Origin of the sequence: Streptomyces dangxiongensis (genome assembly GCF_003675325.1) — a bacterium.
Taxonomy (GTDB): Bacteria; Actinomycetota; Actinomycetes; order Streptomycetales; family Streptomycetaceae; genus Streptomyces; species Streptomyces dangxiongensis.
Window position 1 is genome coordinate 6,267,457 of the sequence record NZ_CP033073.1, and the last position, 16,051, is coordinate 6,283,507.

The window sequence follows — 16,051 nt, forward strand, 5'->3', positions numbered from 1 at the left end:
GCGTCCTCGGCCGTGACGGCCCTCGCGGTGACGGCCCTCGCGGTGACGGCCCCTGACGTCTGCGGACCGGGAATGTCTGGCGCTGGAAAACTATCACCGCTAGTTTGTGTGCCGGACGACGCGGACCCGCCGGGAGGAAGCAGCATGAAGGCACACGACGCCCTGTACATCGACGGCGCCTGGCGCCCCGCGGACAGCGGGGACGTGATCGAGGTCGTGAACCCCGCCGACGAGCAGGTCATCGGCCGGGTCCCGGCGGGCGGGGCCCTGGACGTCGACACCGCCGTCCGGGCCGCGCGCGCCGCCCTGCCCGCCTGGGCGGCCACGCCCCCGGCCGAGCGGGCCGCACGCCTGGCCGCCCTCCGGGACGCCCTCGTGGCCCGCAAGGACGAGATCGCCGCGACGGTCACCGCCGAACTGGGCTCACCCCCGCAGTTCTCCCAGGCCGTGCACGCCGGTGTGCCGATCGCGGTCGCCGCCTCCTACGCCGAGCTGGCCGCCTCCCATCCCTTCGAGGAGCGCGTCGGCAACTCCACCGTCCTGCACGAACCGGTCGGCGTGGTCGGCGCGATCACCCCCTGGAACTACCCTCTCCACCAGATCGTCGCCAAGGTCGCCCCCGCGCTCGCCGCGGGCTGCACGGTCGTCCTCAAGCCTGCCGAGGACACCCCGCTCACCGCCCAGTTGTTCGCCGAGGCGGTCGACGAGGCGGGCGTGCCCGCGGGCGTGTTCAACCTGGTCACCGGCTTCGGACCGGTCGCCGGACAGGCGCTCGCCGAGCACCCGGGCGTCGACCTGGTCTCCTTCACCGGCTCCACGGCGGTCGGCCGGCGGATCGGCGCGGTGGCCGGCGCGGCCGTGAAGAAGGTCGCCCTCGAACTGGGCGGCAAGTCCGCCAACGTCATCCTGCCGAGCGCCGACCTCGCCAAGGCCGTCAACGTCGGCGTGGCCAACGTGATGTCCAACTCCGGCCAGACGTGCAGCGCCTGGACCCGGATGCTGGTCCACCGCGACCGGTACGCGGAGGCCGTCGAGCTGGCCGCTGCCGCCGCCGCCAAGTACGGCGACCGCATCGGCCCGGTGGTCAGCGCCGGCCAGCGGGCGCGGGTGCGCGGCTACATCGAGAAGGGCATCGCCGAGGGTGCCCGCCTGGTCGCCGGCGGCCCCGAAGCGCCGCGGGAGAAGGGCTACTTCGTCAGCCCGACCGTCTTCGCCGACGTCACGCCGGAGATGGCCATCGCCCAGGAGGAGATCTTCGGCCCGGTCCTGTCGGTCCTGGGCTACGATGACGAGGACGACGCCCTGCGCATCGCCAACGGCACGGTGTACGGCCTCGCGGGTGCCGTCTGGGCCGCCGACGAGGCCGAGGCGGTGGCCTTCGCCCGCCGCATGGACACCGGCCAGGTCGACATCAACGGCGGCCGGTTCAACCCGCTCGCGCCCTTCGGGGGCTACAAGCAGTCCGGAGTCGGGCGGGAACTCGGCACGCACGGACTCGCGGAGTACCTCCAGACCAAATCCCTCCAGTTCTAAGGGAGTCCGAGACCCATGGCCGTACGAGCCGCCGTCCTGCCCGCCATCGGCGCACCGCTGGAGATCACCGGTATCGAGCTGCCCGACCCGGGCCCCGGACAGGTCCGCGTCCGCGTCGCCGCCGCCGGCGTCTGCCACTCCGACCTGTCGCTGGCGAACGGCACCGTGCGGGTGCCGGTCCCGGCCGTCCTCGGCCACGAGGGCGCCGGCACGGTCGTCGCCGTCGGCGAGGGCGTCACCCACGTCGCGCCCGGCGCGTCCGTGGTCCTCAACTGGGCGCCGTCCTGCGGCACCTGCCACGCCTGCACGCTCGGCGAGGTATGGCTGTGCGCCAACGCCCTGAACGGCGCCGCGGACGTCCACGCCCGCACCGCCGACGGCACCGACCTCCACCCCGGCCTCAACGTCGCGGCGTTCGCCGAGGAGACGGTGGTCGCCGCGTCCTGCGTGCTGCCGCTGCCCGAGGGGGTGCCGTTGGTGGACGCCGCCCTCCTCGGGTGCGCCGTGCTCACCGGGTACGGCGCCGTCCACCACTCGGCGAAGGTCCGGCCCGGTGAGACGGTCGCCGTGTTCGGCGTCGGCGGGGTCGGCCTCGCCACCCTCCAGTCGGCCCGCATCGCGGGTGCCTCCCGCATCGTCGCGGTCGACGTTTCCCCCGGCAAGGAGGAGCTGGCCCGCGCGGCCGGCGCCACGGACTACGTCCTCGCCTCCGGCACCACCGCGCGCGAGATCCACGCACTCACCGGCAAGCAGGGCGTCGACGTCTCCGTGGAGTGCGCGGGCCGCGCGGTCTCCATCCGGGCGGCCTGGGAGTCCACCCGCCGGGGCGGCCGTACGACGGTCGTCGGCATCGGCGGCAAGGACGAGCAGGTCACCTTCAACGCTCTGGAACTCTTCCGCTGGGGCCGCACCCTGTCCGGCTGCGTCTACGGCAACAGCGATCCGGCCCGCGACCTCCCCGTCCTCGCCGCGCACGTACGCGAGGGCCGCCTGGACCTCTCCCGGCTGGTGACCGAGCGGATCACCCTGGAGGGCATCCCGGCGGCCTTCGACAACATGCTGGCGGGCAAGGGGGGCCGGGCGCTGGTGGTGTTCTGAGGGACCCTGAGGGCCCCTGAGGGACGTGGCCACCCGGGGCGGGGGCCACCTCCTACGCGCCCTCCCGCACCTGCTGCCGGTACTGCTGCGCGAGCCCGTCCAGCAGCGCGGTGAGCCCCGTCTCGAACGCCCGCTCGTCGATCTTCTCCTGCTGATCGGCCAGGAGGTGGGCCTGGCCGAGGTGGGGGTAGTCGGCGGGGTCGTAGGCGCTGGCGTCGTCCACGAAGCCGCCGGCGAACGAACCGAGCGCCGAGCCCATGATGAAGTACCGCATCAGCGCGCCGATGGAGGTCGCCTGCGCGGGCGGCCAGCCCGCGTCGACCATCGCGCCGTAGACCGCGTCGGCCAGGCGCAGCGCGGCGGGGCGGCGGCCGGGGCCCCGGGCGAGGACCGGGACGATGTTCGGGTGGTCGCGCAGGGCGGACCGGTAGGAGACGGCCCAGTCGTGCAGCGCGGTCCGCCACTCCCGGCCGTCCTCGAACATCGACAGATCCACCAGCCCGCTCACCGAGTCCGCGACCGCCTCCAGGATCTCGTCCTTGGTGCGGAAGTGGTTGTACAGCGAGGGCCCGCTCACCCCCAGCTCGGCGGCGAGCCGGCGCGTGGAGACGGCCGCCAGGCCCTCCCGGTCCACGAGGTCTCGGGCCGTCTCGACGATCCGGTCGGTGCTGAGGAGGGGCTTGCGCGGTCGGGCCATGGCGCACATAGTAGGGCTGCGATCAGAAACTAGCAGTGCTAATTTAAATGTACGGATTTCAAGAACCATCTGGTGTGGGGTGATCTCGTGGTGAACCTGGGACTCGGCGAGGAGCAGACGGCCGTACGGCAGCTCGCCCGGGACTTCGTGGAGCGCGAGATCGCCCCGCACGTCGTCGCCTGGGACCGGGCCGAGGAGGTCGACCGGGGCATCGTGAAGAAGCTCGGCGAGCTGGGCTTCCTCGGCCTGACCGTCGACGAGGAGTACGGCGGCTCGGGCGGCGACCACCTGGCGTACTGCCTGGTCACGGAGGAGCTGGGCCGCGGTGACTCCTCGGTCCGCGGGATCGTGTCCGTCTCCCTCGGGCTCGTCGCCAAGACGATCGCCGCCTGGGGGAGCGAGGAGCACAAGCGGCGCTGGCTGCCCGGCCTCACCTCCGGCGCGTACGTCGGCTGCTTCGGCCTGACCGAGCCGGGCACCGGATCCGACGCGGGCAGCCTCACCACCCGGGCCGTCCGCGACGGCGGTGACTACGTCATCAACGGCACCAAGATGTTCATCACCAACGGCACCTGGGCCGACGTCGTCCTGCTCTTCGCCCGCTCCACCGACGCCCCCGGCCACAAGGGCGTCTCCGCCTTCCTCGTGCCCGCCGACACCCCCGGCCTGACCCGCCGCGCCATCCACGGCAAGCTCGGCCTGCGCGGCCAGGCCACCGCCGAACTCGTCCTTCAGGACGTGCGCGTCCCCGCCTCCGCCCTGCTCGGCGAGGAGGGCAGGGGCTTCTCCGTCGCCATGTCCGCCCTCGCCAAGGGCCGGATGTCGGTGGCCGCGGGCTGCGTCGGCATCGCCCAGGCCGCACTGGACGCGGCCGTGCGGTACGCCGGTGAGCGCGAGCAGTTCGGCAAGCCGATCGCCCGCCACCAGCTCGTGCAGGAGCTGATCAGCGACATCGCCGTCGACGTGGACGCGGCCCGGCTGCTGACCTGGCGGGTCGCCGACCTGATCGACCGCGGCGAACCGTTCGCCGTCGAGTCCTCCAAGGCCAAGCTGTTCGCCTCCGAGGCGGCCGTCCGCGCCGCGAACAACGCCCTCCAGGTGTTCGGCGGCTACGGCTACACAGACGAGTACCCGGCCGGCAAACTGCTGCGCGACGCCCGCGTGATGACCCTCTACGAGGGCACCAGCCAGATCCAGAAGCTGCTCATCGGGCGTGCCCTGACCGGCGTCTCGGCGTTCTGAGTACGTCCCTGAGTATCCCGGCGGATGTGGCGCGGGCCGCGTCCGCCGATGCTGTGTCCCATGAGTGACACACCGGTCAAGCAGCACAGCACGGCCGCCTTCCACGGTCAGGCCGTCGCCTCGTTCGCCGTCGCCCTGGCGGCCACCGCCATCGGCGTCTACCGGCTGGACGCCGGCGCCTGGGTCCGCGGCTTCCTCGCGATCGCCGTTCTCTACCTCGTCACCTCCGCCTTCACCCTCGCCAAGGTCGTCCGGGACCGCCAGGAGGCCGGGTACATCGTCAGCCGCGTCGACCAGGCCCGCCTGGAGAAGCTGCTCGCCGAACACGACCCCTTCGACAGGCCGTGACACCTCGACGGCCCCGGTGACCCGGCCGGGCGGCCATGCTAAGCGCCCGCTCACCGTCGGCGGTATGGTGGTGCTCCTGTCACGAGAGGGGCGAACCAGCGATGAGTACGGCGGAGGAGACGACCGGCGGCGAAGTGGAGCCGTGGGAAGAGGTCACCCCGGACGCGGCCCGGCGGCTGCTCGTCGCCGCCGTGGAGGCCTTCGCCGAGCGGGGCTACCACGCGACGACGACCCGTGACATCGCGAGCCGCGCCGGCATGAGCCCGGCCGCGCTCTACATCCACTACAAGACCAAGGAAGAGCTGCTCCACCGGATCAGCCGGATCGGCCACGACAAGGCCCTCGACATCCTGCGCACGGCGGCCGGCCGCGAGGGCGGCGCGTCCGAGCGGCTGGCGGACGCGGTCAGCTCCTTCGTCCGCTGGCACGCGGGCCGGCGGACCACCGCGCGGGTCGTGCAGTACGAACTCGACGCCCTCGGCCCCGACGCCCGCGCCGAGATCGTCGCGCTGCGCCGCCAGGTGGACGCCGAGGTGCGCGGGATCATCGAGGACGGCGTGGCCTCGGGCGAGTTCGACGTGCTGGACGTGAAGGGCACCACCCTCGCCGTGCTGTCGCTGTGCATCGACGTGGCCCGGTGGTTCACCGTGAACGGCCCGCGCACCCCCGAGGAGGTCGGCGCGCTCTACGCCGACCTCGTGCTGCGCATGGTGGGGGCGAGGTAGCCCCCCTCCGGGCTCAGAGGTAGTACCGGGACACCGACTCCGCGACGCACACCGGCTTGTCGCCGCCCTCGCGCTCCACCGTGAAGGCGACCGTCACCTGCACCCCGCCGGTGACGTCCTCCACGCCGGTGATCGTCCCGGTGGCGCGCAGCCGGGAGCCGACGGGCACCGGGGCGGGGAAGCGGACCTTGTTCGTCCCGTAGTTCACGCCCATCTTCACGCCCTCGACCCTGATGAGCTGCGGCCCGAACAGCGGCAGCAGCGACAGGGTGAGGTAGCCGTGGGCGATCGTGGTCCCGAACGGCCCGCCCGCGGCCTTCTCCGGATCCACGTGGATCCACTGGTGGTCGCCGGTCGCCTCGGCGAACAGGTCGATCCGCTTCTGGTCGACCTCCAGCCAGTCGGTGTGGCCCAGTTGCTCGCCCACGGCCGCCTTCAGCTCGTCGGGGGAGGTGAAGGTCCTCGGTTCTGCCATGTTCCCGGCCTCTCGCTCGCGTCTCTAAGCAACTGCTTAGCATGGTCGGGTGGAAGGGCGATGTCAACGGACGGCCCGGCCGGCCGGGTGGGTAATCTCTGCGGAGTGCCCCAGATTCCGGAGAAGATCCACGAGCTGACCGTCGGCCAGTTGTCCGCGCGCAGCGGCGCCGCGGTGTCCGCACTGCACTTCTACGAGGCCAAGGGCCTGATCTCCAGCAGGCGCACCCCGGGCAACCAGCGCCGGTACAGCCGCGACACCCTGCGCCGGGTCGCGTTCGTCCGCGCGGCCCAGCGGGTCGGCATCCCCCTGGCCACGATCCGTGAGGTCCTGTCCGGGCTGCCGCAGGAGCGGACGCCGACCAGGGAGGACTGGGCACGCCTGTCGGAGGGGTGGCGCTCGGAACTGGAGGAGCGGATCCAGCAGCTGAACCGCCTGCGGGACCATCTGGCCGACTGCATCGGGTGTGGGTGCCTGTCCCTGGAGAACTGCGTCCTGTCCAACCCGGACGACGTCTTCGGCGACCGCCTGACGGGCTCCCGGCTGCTTCCCGAGGGCCGCTGACCACGCCCCGCCCGAGCGCGACCTCGCCGTACGCCCCGAACTCCGCGCCCTGCCCAGGGCAAGCGCCGGGTGCACCCGCGCCCCGGCCGAAGGCGAGCGCCGGGCGCGCCCCTGCCGGGACAGCGCCGCCGCGACCAACCGGGCGTCGGAGTCCGCCTGTCGGCCGTCCGGCAGGAACAGGGGGTCCTCCAGGCCGAAGCGGGCGGCCAGGCCCCAGCCGCCGGTCAGCCGGAGCACCGGCCAGGTGCCGCCCTACTCGCCGTGCAGCAGCACCGGGCGGCCGTGTGCCGTGCCCGGCTCGGTCACGATGGTGCCGGACGCCGCCGACAGCGGTCGCGCCGTCTCGCGGAAGAGAAGAGGTGCGGCATCCCCTGCGCACCCCCGCACCGGGTGCCGGCCCGCCGCTCGGGCCGCGCCCGGTGATCCCGCCACCGCTCAGGCCGACATGAGCAGGCGCTCCCGCCTGGCGTACTCCAGGGCCCGCGACGTGAGTACGGGCCGCGGCACGAGGATGCCGCAGTCCGCGCAGACCGGGCCGGAGGACGGCTCGTGGTCCAGGCCGTACCTCCAGACCAGGCGTTCCCCGTCGCACACCGGGCACGACGAGCCCGGTGCCCGCTCCAGCGCGGCGATCAGCCGGCGCAGCACCACCGCCAGCGACTCGCCGGGGTGGACCCGCGGGTCGTCGCACCAGGCGACCCCGAAGCCGCCCCAGGTCAGCCGGTGCCAGTCGTCGACACTGCCCGGCCGGCGCAACCCGTCGTGCTTCTCCTTCCTGCGCCGCTCCGTGAAGTCGGTCTCGTAGGCGAGCCAGACGTCACGGGCGTCCTCCAGCTCCTCCAGCGCGGCCACGAGCCGCGCCGGATCGGGGGAGCGGTCCTCCGGGCCGAAGCCCGCCCGGGAGCACAGATGGTCCCAGGTCGCTCGATGCCCGTAAGGGGCGAACTTCTCGAGGCACTTGCGCAGTGAGTACCGCCGCAGCGCCAGGTCACAGCGCGGATCGCGTACTTGTCTCGCCAGACTCCGGAAACCTGCCATCGTCCTGCACCTCCGTCACACCTGCACCTGCACTTCGGTCACTTCGGCGTCGTCGCACGGACGTCGCCGAATAGACGTATCGACAGGCGATTCGGCTCCATCTCTTCTCCGGTTCTCCTTGCGGACTCCCGAAAGTGACGCATGTTCACCTTTGAACGTGGGGATACCGCCGGTAACGTTCGGCCACCACCTGTCGCTAGGAGCCGCCATGCCACGGCGAAGTCCACGTACTGCCCCTGACAGACTGAGAACGTCCCGACGTCTTCCCGGGTTCCTGAAGACCGCGTCCGTATGCGTCCTCGTCGCCGGTCTCCTCGCTCCCTTCACTCGCACAGCGGCGGCGGCGGTCGACGCGACCGCCCCGAACGACTACTGCGGCGGCCAGTGTTCGGACATCGTGCCGCCCGGCGAGAACGGCAACGCGACCCTCGCCCAGATCCTGCTCAACCAGGCCTTCGGCACCCAGCCGTCGCACGCCGAGGACCAGCTCGGCCCCTACGCCGGCCTGGCCACCGGCTACAAGGGACTGACCGACGCCACGATCAACACCTTCTTCAACGACGCCTCGTTCGGCGTCCCGTCCGGCCAGGTCGCCTCCACCGAGAAGCCGGCCGGCCGCGGCGACGTGACGATCGTGCGCGACAAGAAGTCCGGCGTGCCGCACATCACCGGCACCACCCGGTACGGCACCGAGTTCGGCGCCGGTTACGCGGCGGGCGAGGACCGGCTGTGGCTGATGGACGTCTTCCGGCACGTGGGCCGCGGCCGGCTGACCTCTTTCGCGGGTGGCGCCGCCGCCAACCAGGGCCTGGAGCAGCAGTTCTACCGCGACGCGCCCTACACCGAGGCCGACCTCCAGGCGCAGATCGACAACGCGGTGGCGAAGAACGGCGCCCGCGGCCGGCAGGCCCTCGACGACGTCAACGCCTACCTCGCCGGGATCAACGCCTACATAGACGCCTCCGACAGCGGCCGTTACTTCCCCGGCGAGTACGTCCTTACCGGTCACAAGGACTCGATCACCAACGCCGGCACGATCGACCACTTCAAGGTCACCGACATGGTGGCCCTCGCCTCCGTCATCGGCTCGCTGTTCGGCTCCGGCGGGGGCGGCGAGGTGAACAACGCCCGGTCCCTGCTCGCCGCCCAGGCCAGATACGGCGTCGAGCAGGGCACCCGGGTCTGGGAGTCCTTCCGCGAGCGCAACGACCCCGAGGCCGCCCTCACCGTCCACGACGGCCGCAGCTTCCCGTACGCCGCCAAGCCCGCCGACGCCCAGGGCCAGGCCCTGCCCGACACCGGCTCGGTGACCCAGGAACCGCTCGTGTACGACCGCACGGGCAGCGCGGCCACGGCGAGCGCCCGGAAGATGTCCGCCACGGCCGCCGGGGCGACGCTCGGCTCGGCCCGGCGGGGCATGTCCAACGCCCTCGTGGTGAGCGGCGAGCACACCGCCGGCGGCCACCCGATCGCCGTCTTCGGCCCGCAGACCGGCTACTTCGCCCCGCAGTTGCTCATGCTCCAGGAGATCCAGGGGCCGGGCATCAGCGCCCGCGGCGCGTCCTTCGCGGGGCTGAGCATGTACGTGGAACTCGGCCGCGGCCAGGACTACTCCTGGAGCGCCACCACGTCCGGCCAGGACATCATCGACACCTACGCCGTCGAGCTGTGCCAGGACGACTACCACTACCTGTACCACGGCACCTGCACCGCCATGGACAAGGTCGAGCAGAAGAACGCCTGGTCGCCGACGGTGGCCGACGGCACGGCCGCGGGGTCGTACACCATGCGCGCGTGGCGCACGAAGTACGGTCCGGTGGCGTACCGGGCGGCCGTCGGCGGCAAGAAGGTCGCCTACACCACCCTGCGCTCCTCCTACCTGCACGAGGCCGACTCGATCATCGGTTTCCAGATGCTCAACGACCCCGACTACGTCAAGGGGCCCCAGGACTTCCAGAGCGCCGCGCAGCACATCAACTTCACCTTCAACTGGTTCTACGCCGACTCACGGCACACCGCCTACTACAACAGCGGTGACAACCCGGTCCGGGCGGACGGCGTCGACGCGGAGTTCCCCGTCTGGGGCCGGCCGGCGTACGAGTGGCGGAACTGGGACCCGGCCACCAACACGGCCGACTACACCCCGGCCTCCGCGCACCCCAACTCCATGGACCAGGACTACTACATCTCCTGGAACAACAAGCAGGCCGAGGAGTACACGACCGCGTCCTGGGGTGACGGCTCCGTGCACCGCGGCGACCTGCTGGACGACCGCGTCAAGAAGCTCGTCGCGGCCGGCGGGGTGACCCGTACGAAACTGGTGCAGGCCATGGCCGACGCGGGCCTCGCCGACCTGCGCGCCGAGGACGTGCTGCCCGAGCTGCTGAAGGTGGTCGACTCCGCGCCGGTGACCGACCCCACGGCCGCCGCGGCGGTGGGCAAGCTCAAGGCCTGGGTGGCCGCGGGCGCCAAGCGCACCGAGACGTCGGCCGGTTCGAAGACGTACGCCGACGCCGACGCGATCCGCGTCCTGGACGCCTGGTGGCCGCTGCTGGTGAAGGCGGAGTTCGAGCCGGGACTCGGCCCCGACCTGTACACCGCGATCACCGGCAGCCTGCCGGTCGACGAGGCGCCGTCCGCCGGTCACGGTCCGACCGGCTCGCACGCCGGAAGCTCCTTCCAGTACGGATGGTGGAGCTATGTCGACAAGGACATCCGCGCGGTGCTCGGCGAGTCCGTGCGGGGCGGCCTGGCGCACACGTACTGCGGCGGCGGCAGCCTCGGCGCGTGCCGGGACACCCTGCTCGGCACGTTGAAGCAGGCGGCCGGCCTGACCGCCGCGCAGGTCTACCCGGGCGACGACCAGTGCTCGGCCGGGGACCAGTGGTGCGCCGACTCGATCACCCAGCGCACCCTGGGCGGTATCAAGCACGGCAGGATCAGTTGGCAGAACCGGCCGACGTTCCAGCAGGTCGTGGAGTACACCTCGCACCGCTGAGATGACACGGGCGGCGGGTCAGCCGATGCGGCCCGCCGCCATCACCAGCCGGGCCAGTTCGGGGTGCACGATGTCGCTGTGCGCCCCGGTCGGCGCGCCCCCGCGCCGCACCACGGACGCCGCGTCGACGTTCACGCACCCCGACGCGGGCAGCGCACCGCTCAGGGCCGCCGCCAGGTCCAGCCGGGCGGTGCCCGGCACCCCCTGCACCCCGTCGTGGCCGAGGGCGCCCCACCGCGGGCCCAGTACGGCCGCGATCTCGCTGCCCACGCAGGAACGGTCGTCCCCGGCCAGCCGGGAGGCCAGCGGGTAGAACGTGCCGAGAGCCGCGTCGAAGTGCGAGTAGCAGCAGACCAGGGGACCGTCGACGCGCCGCTGCCGGTCCCTGAGCGCCCCCGCCCGGTCCGGGGCGTGCGGCAACCGGGCCGTGAACGCGTAGTGCGAGAAGGCACCTTGGAGCAGGGTCACGGACTTGACCGTGTCCACCCCCTCGGGCAGCCCGCGCAGCGCGAACGCCACCAGCCGGCCGCCGAAGCTGTGCCCGACCAGATGCACCCGCACCCCGGGCGCCACCGCGGCCAGCCGCCCGAGCAGCGGCCCCAGCCCCCGCTCGCCGACCGTCCCGGCCCGCCCCTTCATCTGGTGGTACGTGAGCTGCCGCAGCAGTTCCTTCGCGCCGTCCCACGGGTTCGGCAGGCTGAACCGCGCGGTGCCTCCCGCCGCGTCCAGCGCGTCCAGCGCCTCGGCGAACTGCTCGCACGCGGCCACCGGATCGCCGCCGGACACGGCCGGTTCACCGGCCTCGTCCGTGTCGGCGGCGCACGCCGGCTCCCCGTCCGCCAGCGACCGCGCCAGCCGGCCGAACTCCGTCAGCCCCCCGGCGCCGCCCGGCCGTTCGTCGAGCATCCCGGCCAGCCGGTCCACCACCGCCGCCCGGCCCGGGAACGTCTCCGACAGCGCGCGCCGGGTGCCCTCGTCCAGTCCCCGGCGCGGTGCCGCCGCCACGGCCGCCACGGATCCCGGGAAGTCCGGGACCGGCTCGTCGCTGAACCGCATCGACGGCCAGATCACGCCGGCGTACCCGAGCCGGGCCTTCGGCGCGAGCCGTGGGAACGGGGCGAGGAAGCGGCGGTACAGCGCGGTCGCGCCCGAACGGTCGTTGTTCCAGCCGTGCGAGAAGACGACCAGGTCACGTACGCCGTGCTCGGTGACCTGCGCCAGCAGCCGGTCGCGTTCCAAGGCGTCGCCGTCCCCGTCCGCGTCGAAGGTCAGCTCCCAGTAGGGAGTCACGTTCGTCCCAGGATCCGTCATGCCAGGCTCCCTCGTCCCCCGAGCACGGTGTGCTGCGCCCGTATCGTCCTGCGGGGACGAGGGGTTGGCCATACGGCGCGGCTCACTTGTAGAGGAGATATTTCCGCCGGGTCCGCCGGAACGCGGCCAGTTCGTCCTGCCAGGCGCCCGTCACCTCGTCGGTGCCGGCGCCCGCGTCGATCATCGTGCGCACCCGGGCGGAACCGGTCAGTTTGTCGATCCAGTCGTCGGACCGCCAGGCGAAGCCGTCCCAGACCTGCCGGGCGGTCACGAGCAGCGCGATCCCGGTGCGTACGGGGTCGTAGGCGGCCCGGTCGGTCACATGGATCTGCACCCCGCCGACCGTCCTGCCCTGGAACTTGGAGAACGTGGGCGTGAAGTACGCCTCCCGGAACCGCACGCCCGGCAGCCCGAGCCCGTTCACGGCGGCGGCCCAGCGCCCGTCGACGCCCTCGGCGCCGAGGAGTTCGAACGGCCGGGTCGTGCCGCGGCCCTCGGAGAGGTTGGTGCCCTCGAACATGCAGGTGCCGGAGTACACCAACGCCGTGTCCGGGGTCGGCATGTTCGGGCTCGGCGGCACCCAGGGCAGGCCGCAGTCGTCGTAGAACGCCTCGCGCCGCCAGCCCGACATGCGGACGGTCTCCAGGCCGACGGGCGTGGCGAGGAACTCCCCGTTGAACAGGCGGGCCAGCTCCGCGACGGTCATCCCGTGGGCCTGCGCGACCGGCTGCCGGCCGACGAAGGTGGCGAACTCCCGGTGCAGGACCGGCCCCAGGGCCTCGCGGCCGGTCACCGGGTTCGGGCGGTCCAGGACGACGAGGCGCAGGCCGGCGAGCTGGGCCGCCTCCATGCAGTCGTACAGGGTCCAGACGTACGTGTAGAACCGCGCGCCGACGTCCTGGATGTCGAAGACGACCGTGTCGACGCCGGAGGCGGTGAAGACGTCGGCGAGCGCCCGGCCGCTCCTGAGGTAGGTGTCGTAGACCGGGAGGCCGGTCGCGGGGTCGTCGTGGCGCCCCTCGGAACCGCCCGCCTGCGCGGTGCCCCTGAAGCCGTGTTCCGGGCCGAAGACCGCGGTCAGCGCGACACGGGGGTCGGCGTGCAGGACGTCGACGATGTGATCGGCGTCCCGGGTGATGCCGGTGGGGTTGGTGACGACGCCGACGCGCCGGCCCTCCAGCAGGGCGTACCCGTCGGCCGCGAGTCTCTCGAAGCCGGTGCGCACGGGCTCGCCGCGCCGGGACCCGCCGGGGGCGGTCGCGCGTTCGCCGGGCCCGGACCTGCCGGAGACGGCCGCGGGTCCGCCGGGGCGGGGCCGGACGGTCGCGGGGTCGTCGTGCCGGGGTGCGGCGGGAACGGCCGCCACCGCGGCCGATCCGAGCAGGTTCCGTCGGGACAGGTGCATGGGCTGGCCTCCGTGGGGATGGAAGGTACCGGCGGGTCCGTGGTCGCTCGCGGTTCCCCGCGTGGTTCGAGAGTGGCGCAGCCACCCTTTCCCTGACACATACCGACTGGTTAGTCTGTCCGCAGGAGCCGCGCGCCGCGCGAAGGTCGTGTCGAAGGAGACCGATGGTGGAAGCCGTGCAGGATGCCGGAGTGATCGTCACCGGAGCGGGCGGTGGGATCGGGGCCGCGCTGGCCCGGCGGTTCGCCGCCGAGGGCGCCCGGGTCGTGGTCAACGACCTGGACGCCGGTAAGGCCGAGGCCGTGGCCGAGGAGATCGGCGGGATCGCCGTGCCCGGCGACGCCTCCACGGTCGTCGGCCCGGCCCGGGACGCGCTCGGCGGCACGGTCGACGTCTACTGCGCCAACGCCGGGGTCGCCTTCGAGGACGGCGACCTCGGCGGCACCCTGGACGAGTACTCCTGGGCGACGTCCTGGGACGTCAACCTGATGGCCCACGTCCGCGCGGCCCACGCCCTGCTGCCGGACTGGCTGGAGCGGGGCGGCGGCCGGTTCGTGTCCACCGTCTCCGCCGCCGGCCTGCTGACGATGATCGGCGCGCCCTCCTACAGTGTGACCAAGCACGGCGCCCACGCCTTCGCCGAGTGGCTGTCGCTGACGTACCGCCACCGGGGGATCAAGGTGCACGCCATCTGCCCGCAGGGCGTCCGCACCGACATGCTGTCCGCCACCGGCAGCGCGGGCGACCTGGTGCTCCGGCCCACCGCGATCGAACCGCAGGACGTGGCCGAGGCGCTGTTCCGGGGCATCGAGGAGGACCGCTTCCTGATCCTGCCGCACCCCGAGGTCGCCGGCTTCTACCAGGCGCGGGCCGAGGACCCCGACCGCTGGCTCGCGACCATGAACCACATCCAGCAGAAGTGGGAGGCCGGCCGGTGACCCTCTCCCGCTACGCCGCCCGCCCCTGGCTCGCGCTGCTCGACGAGGCCCAGCGCGCCCCGGTCACCCCCGCCGACTCGCTCGTGCACGCGCTGCGCGAGGCCGTGGCCGCGGCCCCGGACCGCGCCTTCCTCGCCTACTTCGACGCCCGCCTGAGCTACCGCGAGGCCGACGAGCTGAGCGACGGTGTCGCCGCCCACCTCGCCGCCCGCGGCCTGGCCCGCGGCGACCGGGTGGCCGTCCTCCTCCAGAACTCCCCGCACTTCGTGCTCGCGGTCCTCGGCGCCTGGAAGGCGGGCGCGACCGTCGTCCCCGTCAACCCCATGTACAAGGCGGGCGAGGTGGGGCACGTCCTGCGGGACGGTGAGGTGACCGCGCTGATCTGCTCCGACCGGGCCTGGGAGTCGTACCTGCGCCGGACGGCCGCCGGCTCGCCGGTGCGGATCGTCCTCACCGCGTGCGAGCGGGACTTCCAGACGCGCGACGACCCGCGCGTCCTGTCCTTCGAGCGGCTGCCCCCGGCCGCGGACGCCGACGACCTGGTCACCGTGGCCCGGCAGGGCGGCCCCGCCCCCGCGGACCGCGCGCCGCACCCGGACGACATCGCGTTGATCAGCTACACCTCGGGCACCAGCGGCGCACCCAAGGGCGCCACCAACACGCACGCCAACATCATGCACAACGCCGAGCGGCAGGCCACCGGGCTCGACCTGCCCCAGCCGCCCGTCTACCACGCCCTCGCACCGCTGTTCCACATCACCGGCATGGTCTGCCAGTTCGGCGCCTGCCTGAACAGTGCGGGCACCCTGGTCCTCACCTACCGTTTCGAGCCCGGCGTCGTCCTGGAGGCCTTCGCCGAGCACCGCCCGCACTACACGGTCGGCCCCTCCACCGCCTACATGGCGCTCGCCGCCCACCCCGACGTCACCCGCGAGCACTTCGCCTCCTTCACCAACATCTCCTCCGGCGGCGCCCCGGTGCCGCCGGCCCTGGTGGAACGGTTCCGCGAGCGCTTCGGGCCGTACATCCGCGTCGGCTACGGCCTCACCGAGTGCACCGCCCCCTGTGCCTCCGTCCCGCCCGGCCTGGAGGCACCCGTGGACCCGGTCTCCGGGACGCTGTCCGTCGGCCTGCCCGGCGCGGACACGGTGGTGCGCATCCTGGACGAGCAGGGCGAGGAGGTGCCCTTCGGCGAACAGGGCGAGATCGTCGTGCGCGGCCCCCAGGTGGTCCCCGGGTACTGGCGGCGCCCCGAGGCCACCGCCGAGACCTTCCCCGGCGGCGAGCTGCGCACCGGCGACATCGGGTTCATGGACGAACAGGGCTGGCTCTACGTCGTCGACCGCAAGAAGGACATGATCAACGCCTCGGGCTTCAAGGTGTGGCCGCGCGAGGTCGAGGACGTGCTGTACACCCATCCGGCGGTGCGCGAGGCGGCCGTCGTCGGCGTCCCCGACGGGTACCGTGGCGAGACCGTCAAGGCCTATATCAGCCTGCGTCCGGGAGCCGAGGCGGACCCGGACGAACTCGCGGGGTACTGCAAGGAGAGACTGGCCGCCTACAAGTATCCGCGGCAGGTGGAGATCCTGCCCGAACTGCCCAAGACGGCGAGTGGGAAGATCCTCCGTCGGGAACTGCGTTCCCGCACCGACGACTAGCAGCAGACCGGAAGGCAGGTG

General features: G+C 72.8%; 14 protein-coding genes. 9 read left to right on the top strand and 5 right to left on the bottom strand.

What is annotated here, in order from left to right:
* The first annotated feature begins 144 nt into the window (after positions 1-144).
* On the top strand, positions 145-1,533 hold the full coding sequence (locus D9753_RS28300; RefSeq protein ID WP_121789578.1) for an aldehyde dehydrogenase family protein: 1,389 nt from the start codon (positions 145-147) through the stop codon (positions 1,531-1,533).
* A 15-nt stretch (positions 1,534-1,548) separates the two neighbouring features.
* A complete protein-coding gene (locus D9753_RS28305; protein ID WP_121789579.1) occupies positions 1,549-2,631 on the top strand; it encodes a Zn-dependent alcohol dehydrogenase in 1,083 nt (360 codons plus the stop codon).
* Positions 2,632-2,683: 52 nt separating this feature from the next.
* Here D9753_RS28305 and D9753_RS28310 read toward each other — a convergent pair whose 3' ends face one another.
* Positions 2,684-3,328 (bottom strand): TetR/AcrR family transcriptional regulator, encoded by a 645-nt coding sequence (locus D9753_RS28310; protein ID WP_121789580.1) that lies wholly within the window; start codon positions 3,326-3,328, stop codon positions 2,684-2,686.
* 90 nt (positions 3,329-3,418) lie between these two features.
* On the opposite strand from D9753_RS28310, the gene D9753_RS28315 reads away from it, so the two are divergent.
* From D9753_RS28315 to D9753_RS28325, 3 genes are all read left to right on the top strand, one after another.
* Complete coding sequence (locus D9753_RS28315) at positions 3,419-4,570, top strand: acyl-CoA dehydrogenase family protein (RefSeq protein WP_121791332.1); 1,152 nt, start codon at positions 3,419-3,421, stop codon at positions 4,568-4,570.
* 60 nt (positions 4,571-4,630) lie between these two features.
* Positions 4,631-4,918 carry a YiaA/YiaB family inner membrane protein gene (locus D9753_RS28320; RefSeq protein WP_121789581.1) on the top strand — a complete coding sequence of 96 codons (288 nt, stop codon included), beginning with the start codon at positions 4,631-4,633 and terminating at the stop codon, positions 4,916-4,918.
* Between the two features lie 101 nt (positions 4,919-5,019).
* Entirely contained in the window at positions 5,020-5,643 is a 624-nt protein-coding gene (locus D9753_RS28325; protein ID WP_121789582.1) for a TetR/AcrR family transcriptional regulator, read from the top strand.
* Positions 5,644-5,656: 13 nt separating this feature from the next.
* Here the strand turns inward: D9753_RS28325 and D9753_RS28330 are convergent, their stop codons facing one another.
* Positions 5,657-6,118 carry a MaoC family dehydratase gene (locus tag D9753_RS28330; protein ID WP_121789583.1) on the bottom strand — a complete coding sequence of 154 codons (462 nt, stop codon included), beginning with the start codon at positions 6,116-6,118 and terminating at the stop codon, positions 5,657-5,659.
* Between the two features lie 105 nt (positions 6,119-6,223).
* Between D9753_RS28330 and soxR the strand changes: the two genes are divergently transcribed.
* Positions 6,224-6,682, top strand: a complete 459-nt coding sequence (soxR, locus tag D9753_RS28335; RefSeq protein ID WP_121789584.1) for a redox-sensitive transcriptional activator SoxR — start codon at positions 6,224-6,226, stop codon at positions 6,680-6,682.
* A gap of 435 nt (positions 6,683-7,117) precedes the next feature.
* Here soxR and D9753_RS28340 read toward each other — a convergent pair whose 3' ends face one another.
* Positions 7,118-7,720 (bottom strand): hypothetical protein, encoded by a 603-nt coding sequence (locus D9753_RS28340; protein WP_121789585.1) that lies wholly within the window; start codon positions 7,718-7,720, stop codon positions 7,118-7,120.
* A 208-nt stretch (positions 7,721-7,928) separates the two neighbouring features.
* Between D9753_RS28340 and D9753_RS28350 the strand changes: the two genes are divergently transcribed.
* Positions 7,929-10,718 (top strand): penicillin acylase family protein, encoded by a 2,790-nt coding sequence (locus D9753_RS28350; protein WP_121789587.1) that lies wholly within the window; start codon positions 7,929-7,931, stop codon positions 10,716-10,718.
* An 18-nt stretch (positions 10,719-10,736) separates the two neighbouring features.
* Here the strand turns inward: D9753_RS28350 and D9753_RS28355 are convergent, their stop codons facing one another.
* Both D9753_RS28355 and D9753_RS28360 read right to left on the bottom strand, forming a co-directional pair.
* Positions 10,737-12,029, bottom strand: a complete 1,293-nt coding sequence (locus D9753_RS28355) for a serine-threonine protein kinase (RefSeq protein ID WP_205614284.1) — start codon at positions 12,027-12,029, stop codon at positions 10,737-10,739.
* 82 nt (positions 12,030-12,111) lie between these two features.
* Complete coding sequence (locus D9753_RS28360) at positions 12,112-13,434, bottom strand: exo-beta-N-acetylmuramidase NamZ family protein (protein WP_121789589.1); 1,323 nt, start codon at positions 13,432-13,434, stop codon at positions 12,112-12,114.
* Positions 13,435-13,598: 164 nt separating this feature from the next.
* Between D9753_RS28360 and D9753_RS28365 the strand changes: the two genes are divergently transcribed.
* Positions 13,599-14,372, top strand: coding sequence for an SDR family oxidoreductase (locus D9753_RS28365; RefSeq protein ID WP_121789590.1), 774 nt, complete (start codon positions 13,599-13,601; stop codon positions 14,370-14,372).
* Positions 14,369-16,030 (top strand): class I adenylate-forming enzyme family protein, encoded by a 1,662-nt coding sequence (locus D9753_RS28370; protein ID WP_121791333.1) that lies wholly within the window; start codon positions 14,369-14,371, stop codon positions 16,028-16,030. Before D9753_RS28365 ends, D9753_RS28370 begins: the two co-directional genes overlap by 4 nt.
* The last annotated feature ends 21 nt before the right edge of the window (positions 16,031-16,051 follow it).

Excerpts from the sequence above, each read along its gene's own strand:
- D9753_RS28320 (WP_121789581.1), top strand. The coding sequence starts at position 4,631 with ATGAGTGACACACCGGTCAAGCAGCACAGCACGGCCGCCTTCCACGGT.
- D9753_RS28330 (WP_121789583.1), bottom strand. The coding sequence starts at position 6,118 with ATGGCAGAACCGAGGACCTTCACCTCCCCCGACGAGCTGAAGGCGGCC.
- D9753_RS28325 (WP_121789582.1), top strand. The coding sequence starts at position 5,020 with ATGAGTACGGCGGAGGAGACGACCGGCGGCGAAGTGGAGCCGTGGGAA.
- D9753_RS28310 (WP_121789580.1), bottom strand. The coding sequence starts at position 3,328 with ATGGCCCGACCGCGCAAGCCCCTCCTCAGCACCGACCGGATCGTCGAG.
- D9753_RS28305 (WP_121789579.1), top strand. The coding sequence starts at position 1,549 with ATGGCCGTACGAGCCGCCGTCCTGCCCGCCATCGGCGCACCGCTGGAG.
- D9753_RS28360 (WP_121789589.1), bottom strand. The coding sequence starts at position 13,434 with ATGCACCTGTCCCGACGGAACCTGCTCGGATCGGCCGCGGTGGCGGCC.
- D9753_RS28365 (WP_121789590.1), top strand. The coding sequence starts at position 13,599 with ATGGTGGAAGCCGTGCAGGATGCCGGAGTGATCGTCACCGGAGCGGGC.
- D9753_RS28350 (WP_121789587.1), top strand. The coding sequence starts at position 7,929 with ATGCCACGGCGAAGTCCACGTACTGCCCCTGACAGACTGAGAACGTCC.
- D9753_RS28340 (WP_121789585.1), bottom strand. The coding sequence starts at position 7,720 with ATGGCAGGTTTCCGGAGTCTGGCGAGACAAGTACGCGATCCGCGCTGT.
- D9753_RS28300 (WP_121789578.1), top strand. The coding sequence starts at position 145 with ATGAAGGCACACGACGCCCTGTACATCGACGGCGCCTGGCGCCCCGCG.
- D9753_RS28355 (WP_205614284.1), bottom strand. The coding sequence starts at position 12,029 with ATGACGGATCCTGGGACGAACGTGACTCCCTACTGGGAGCTGACCTTC.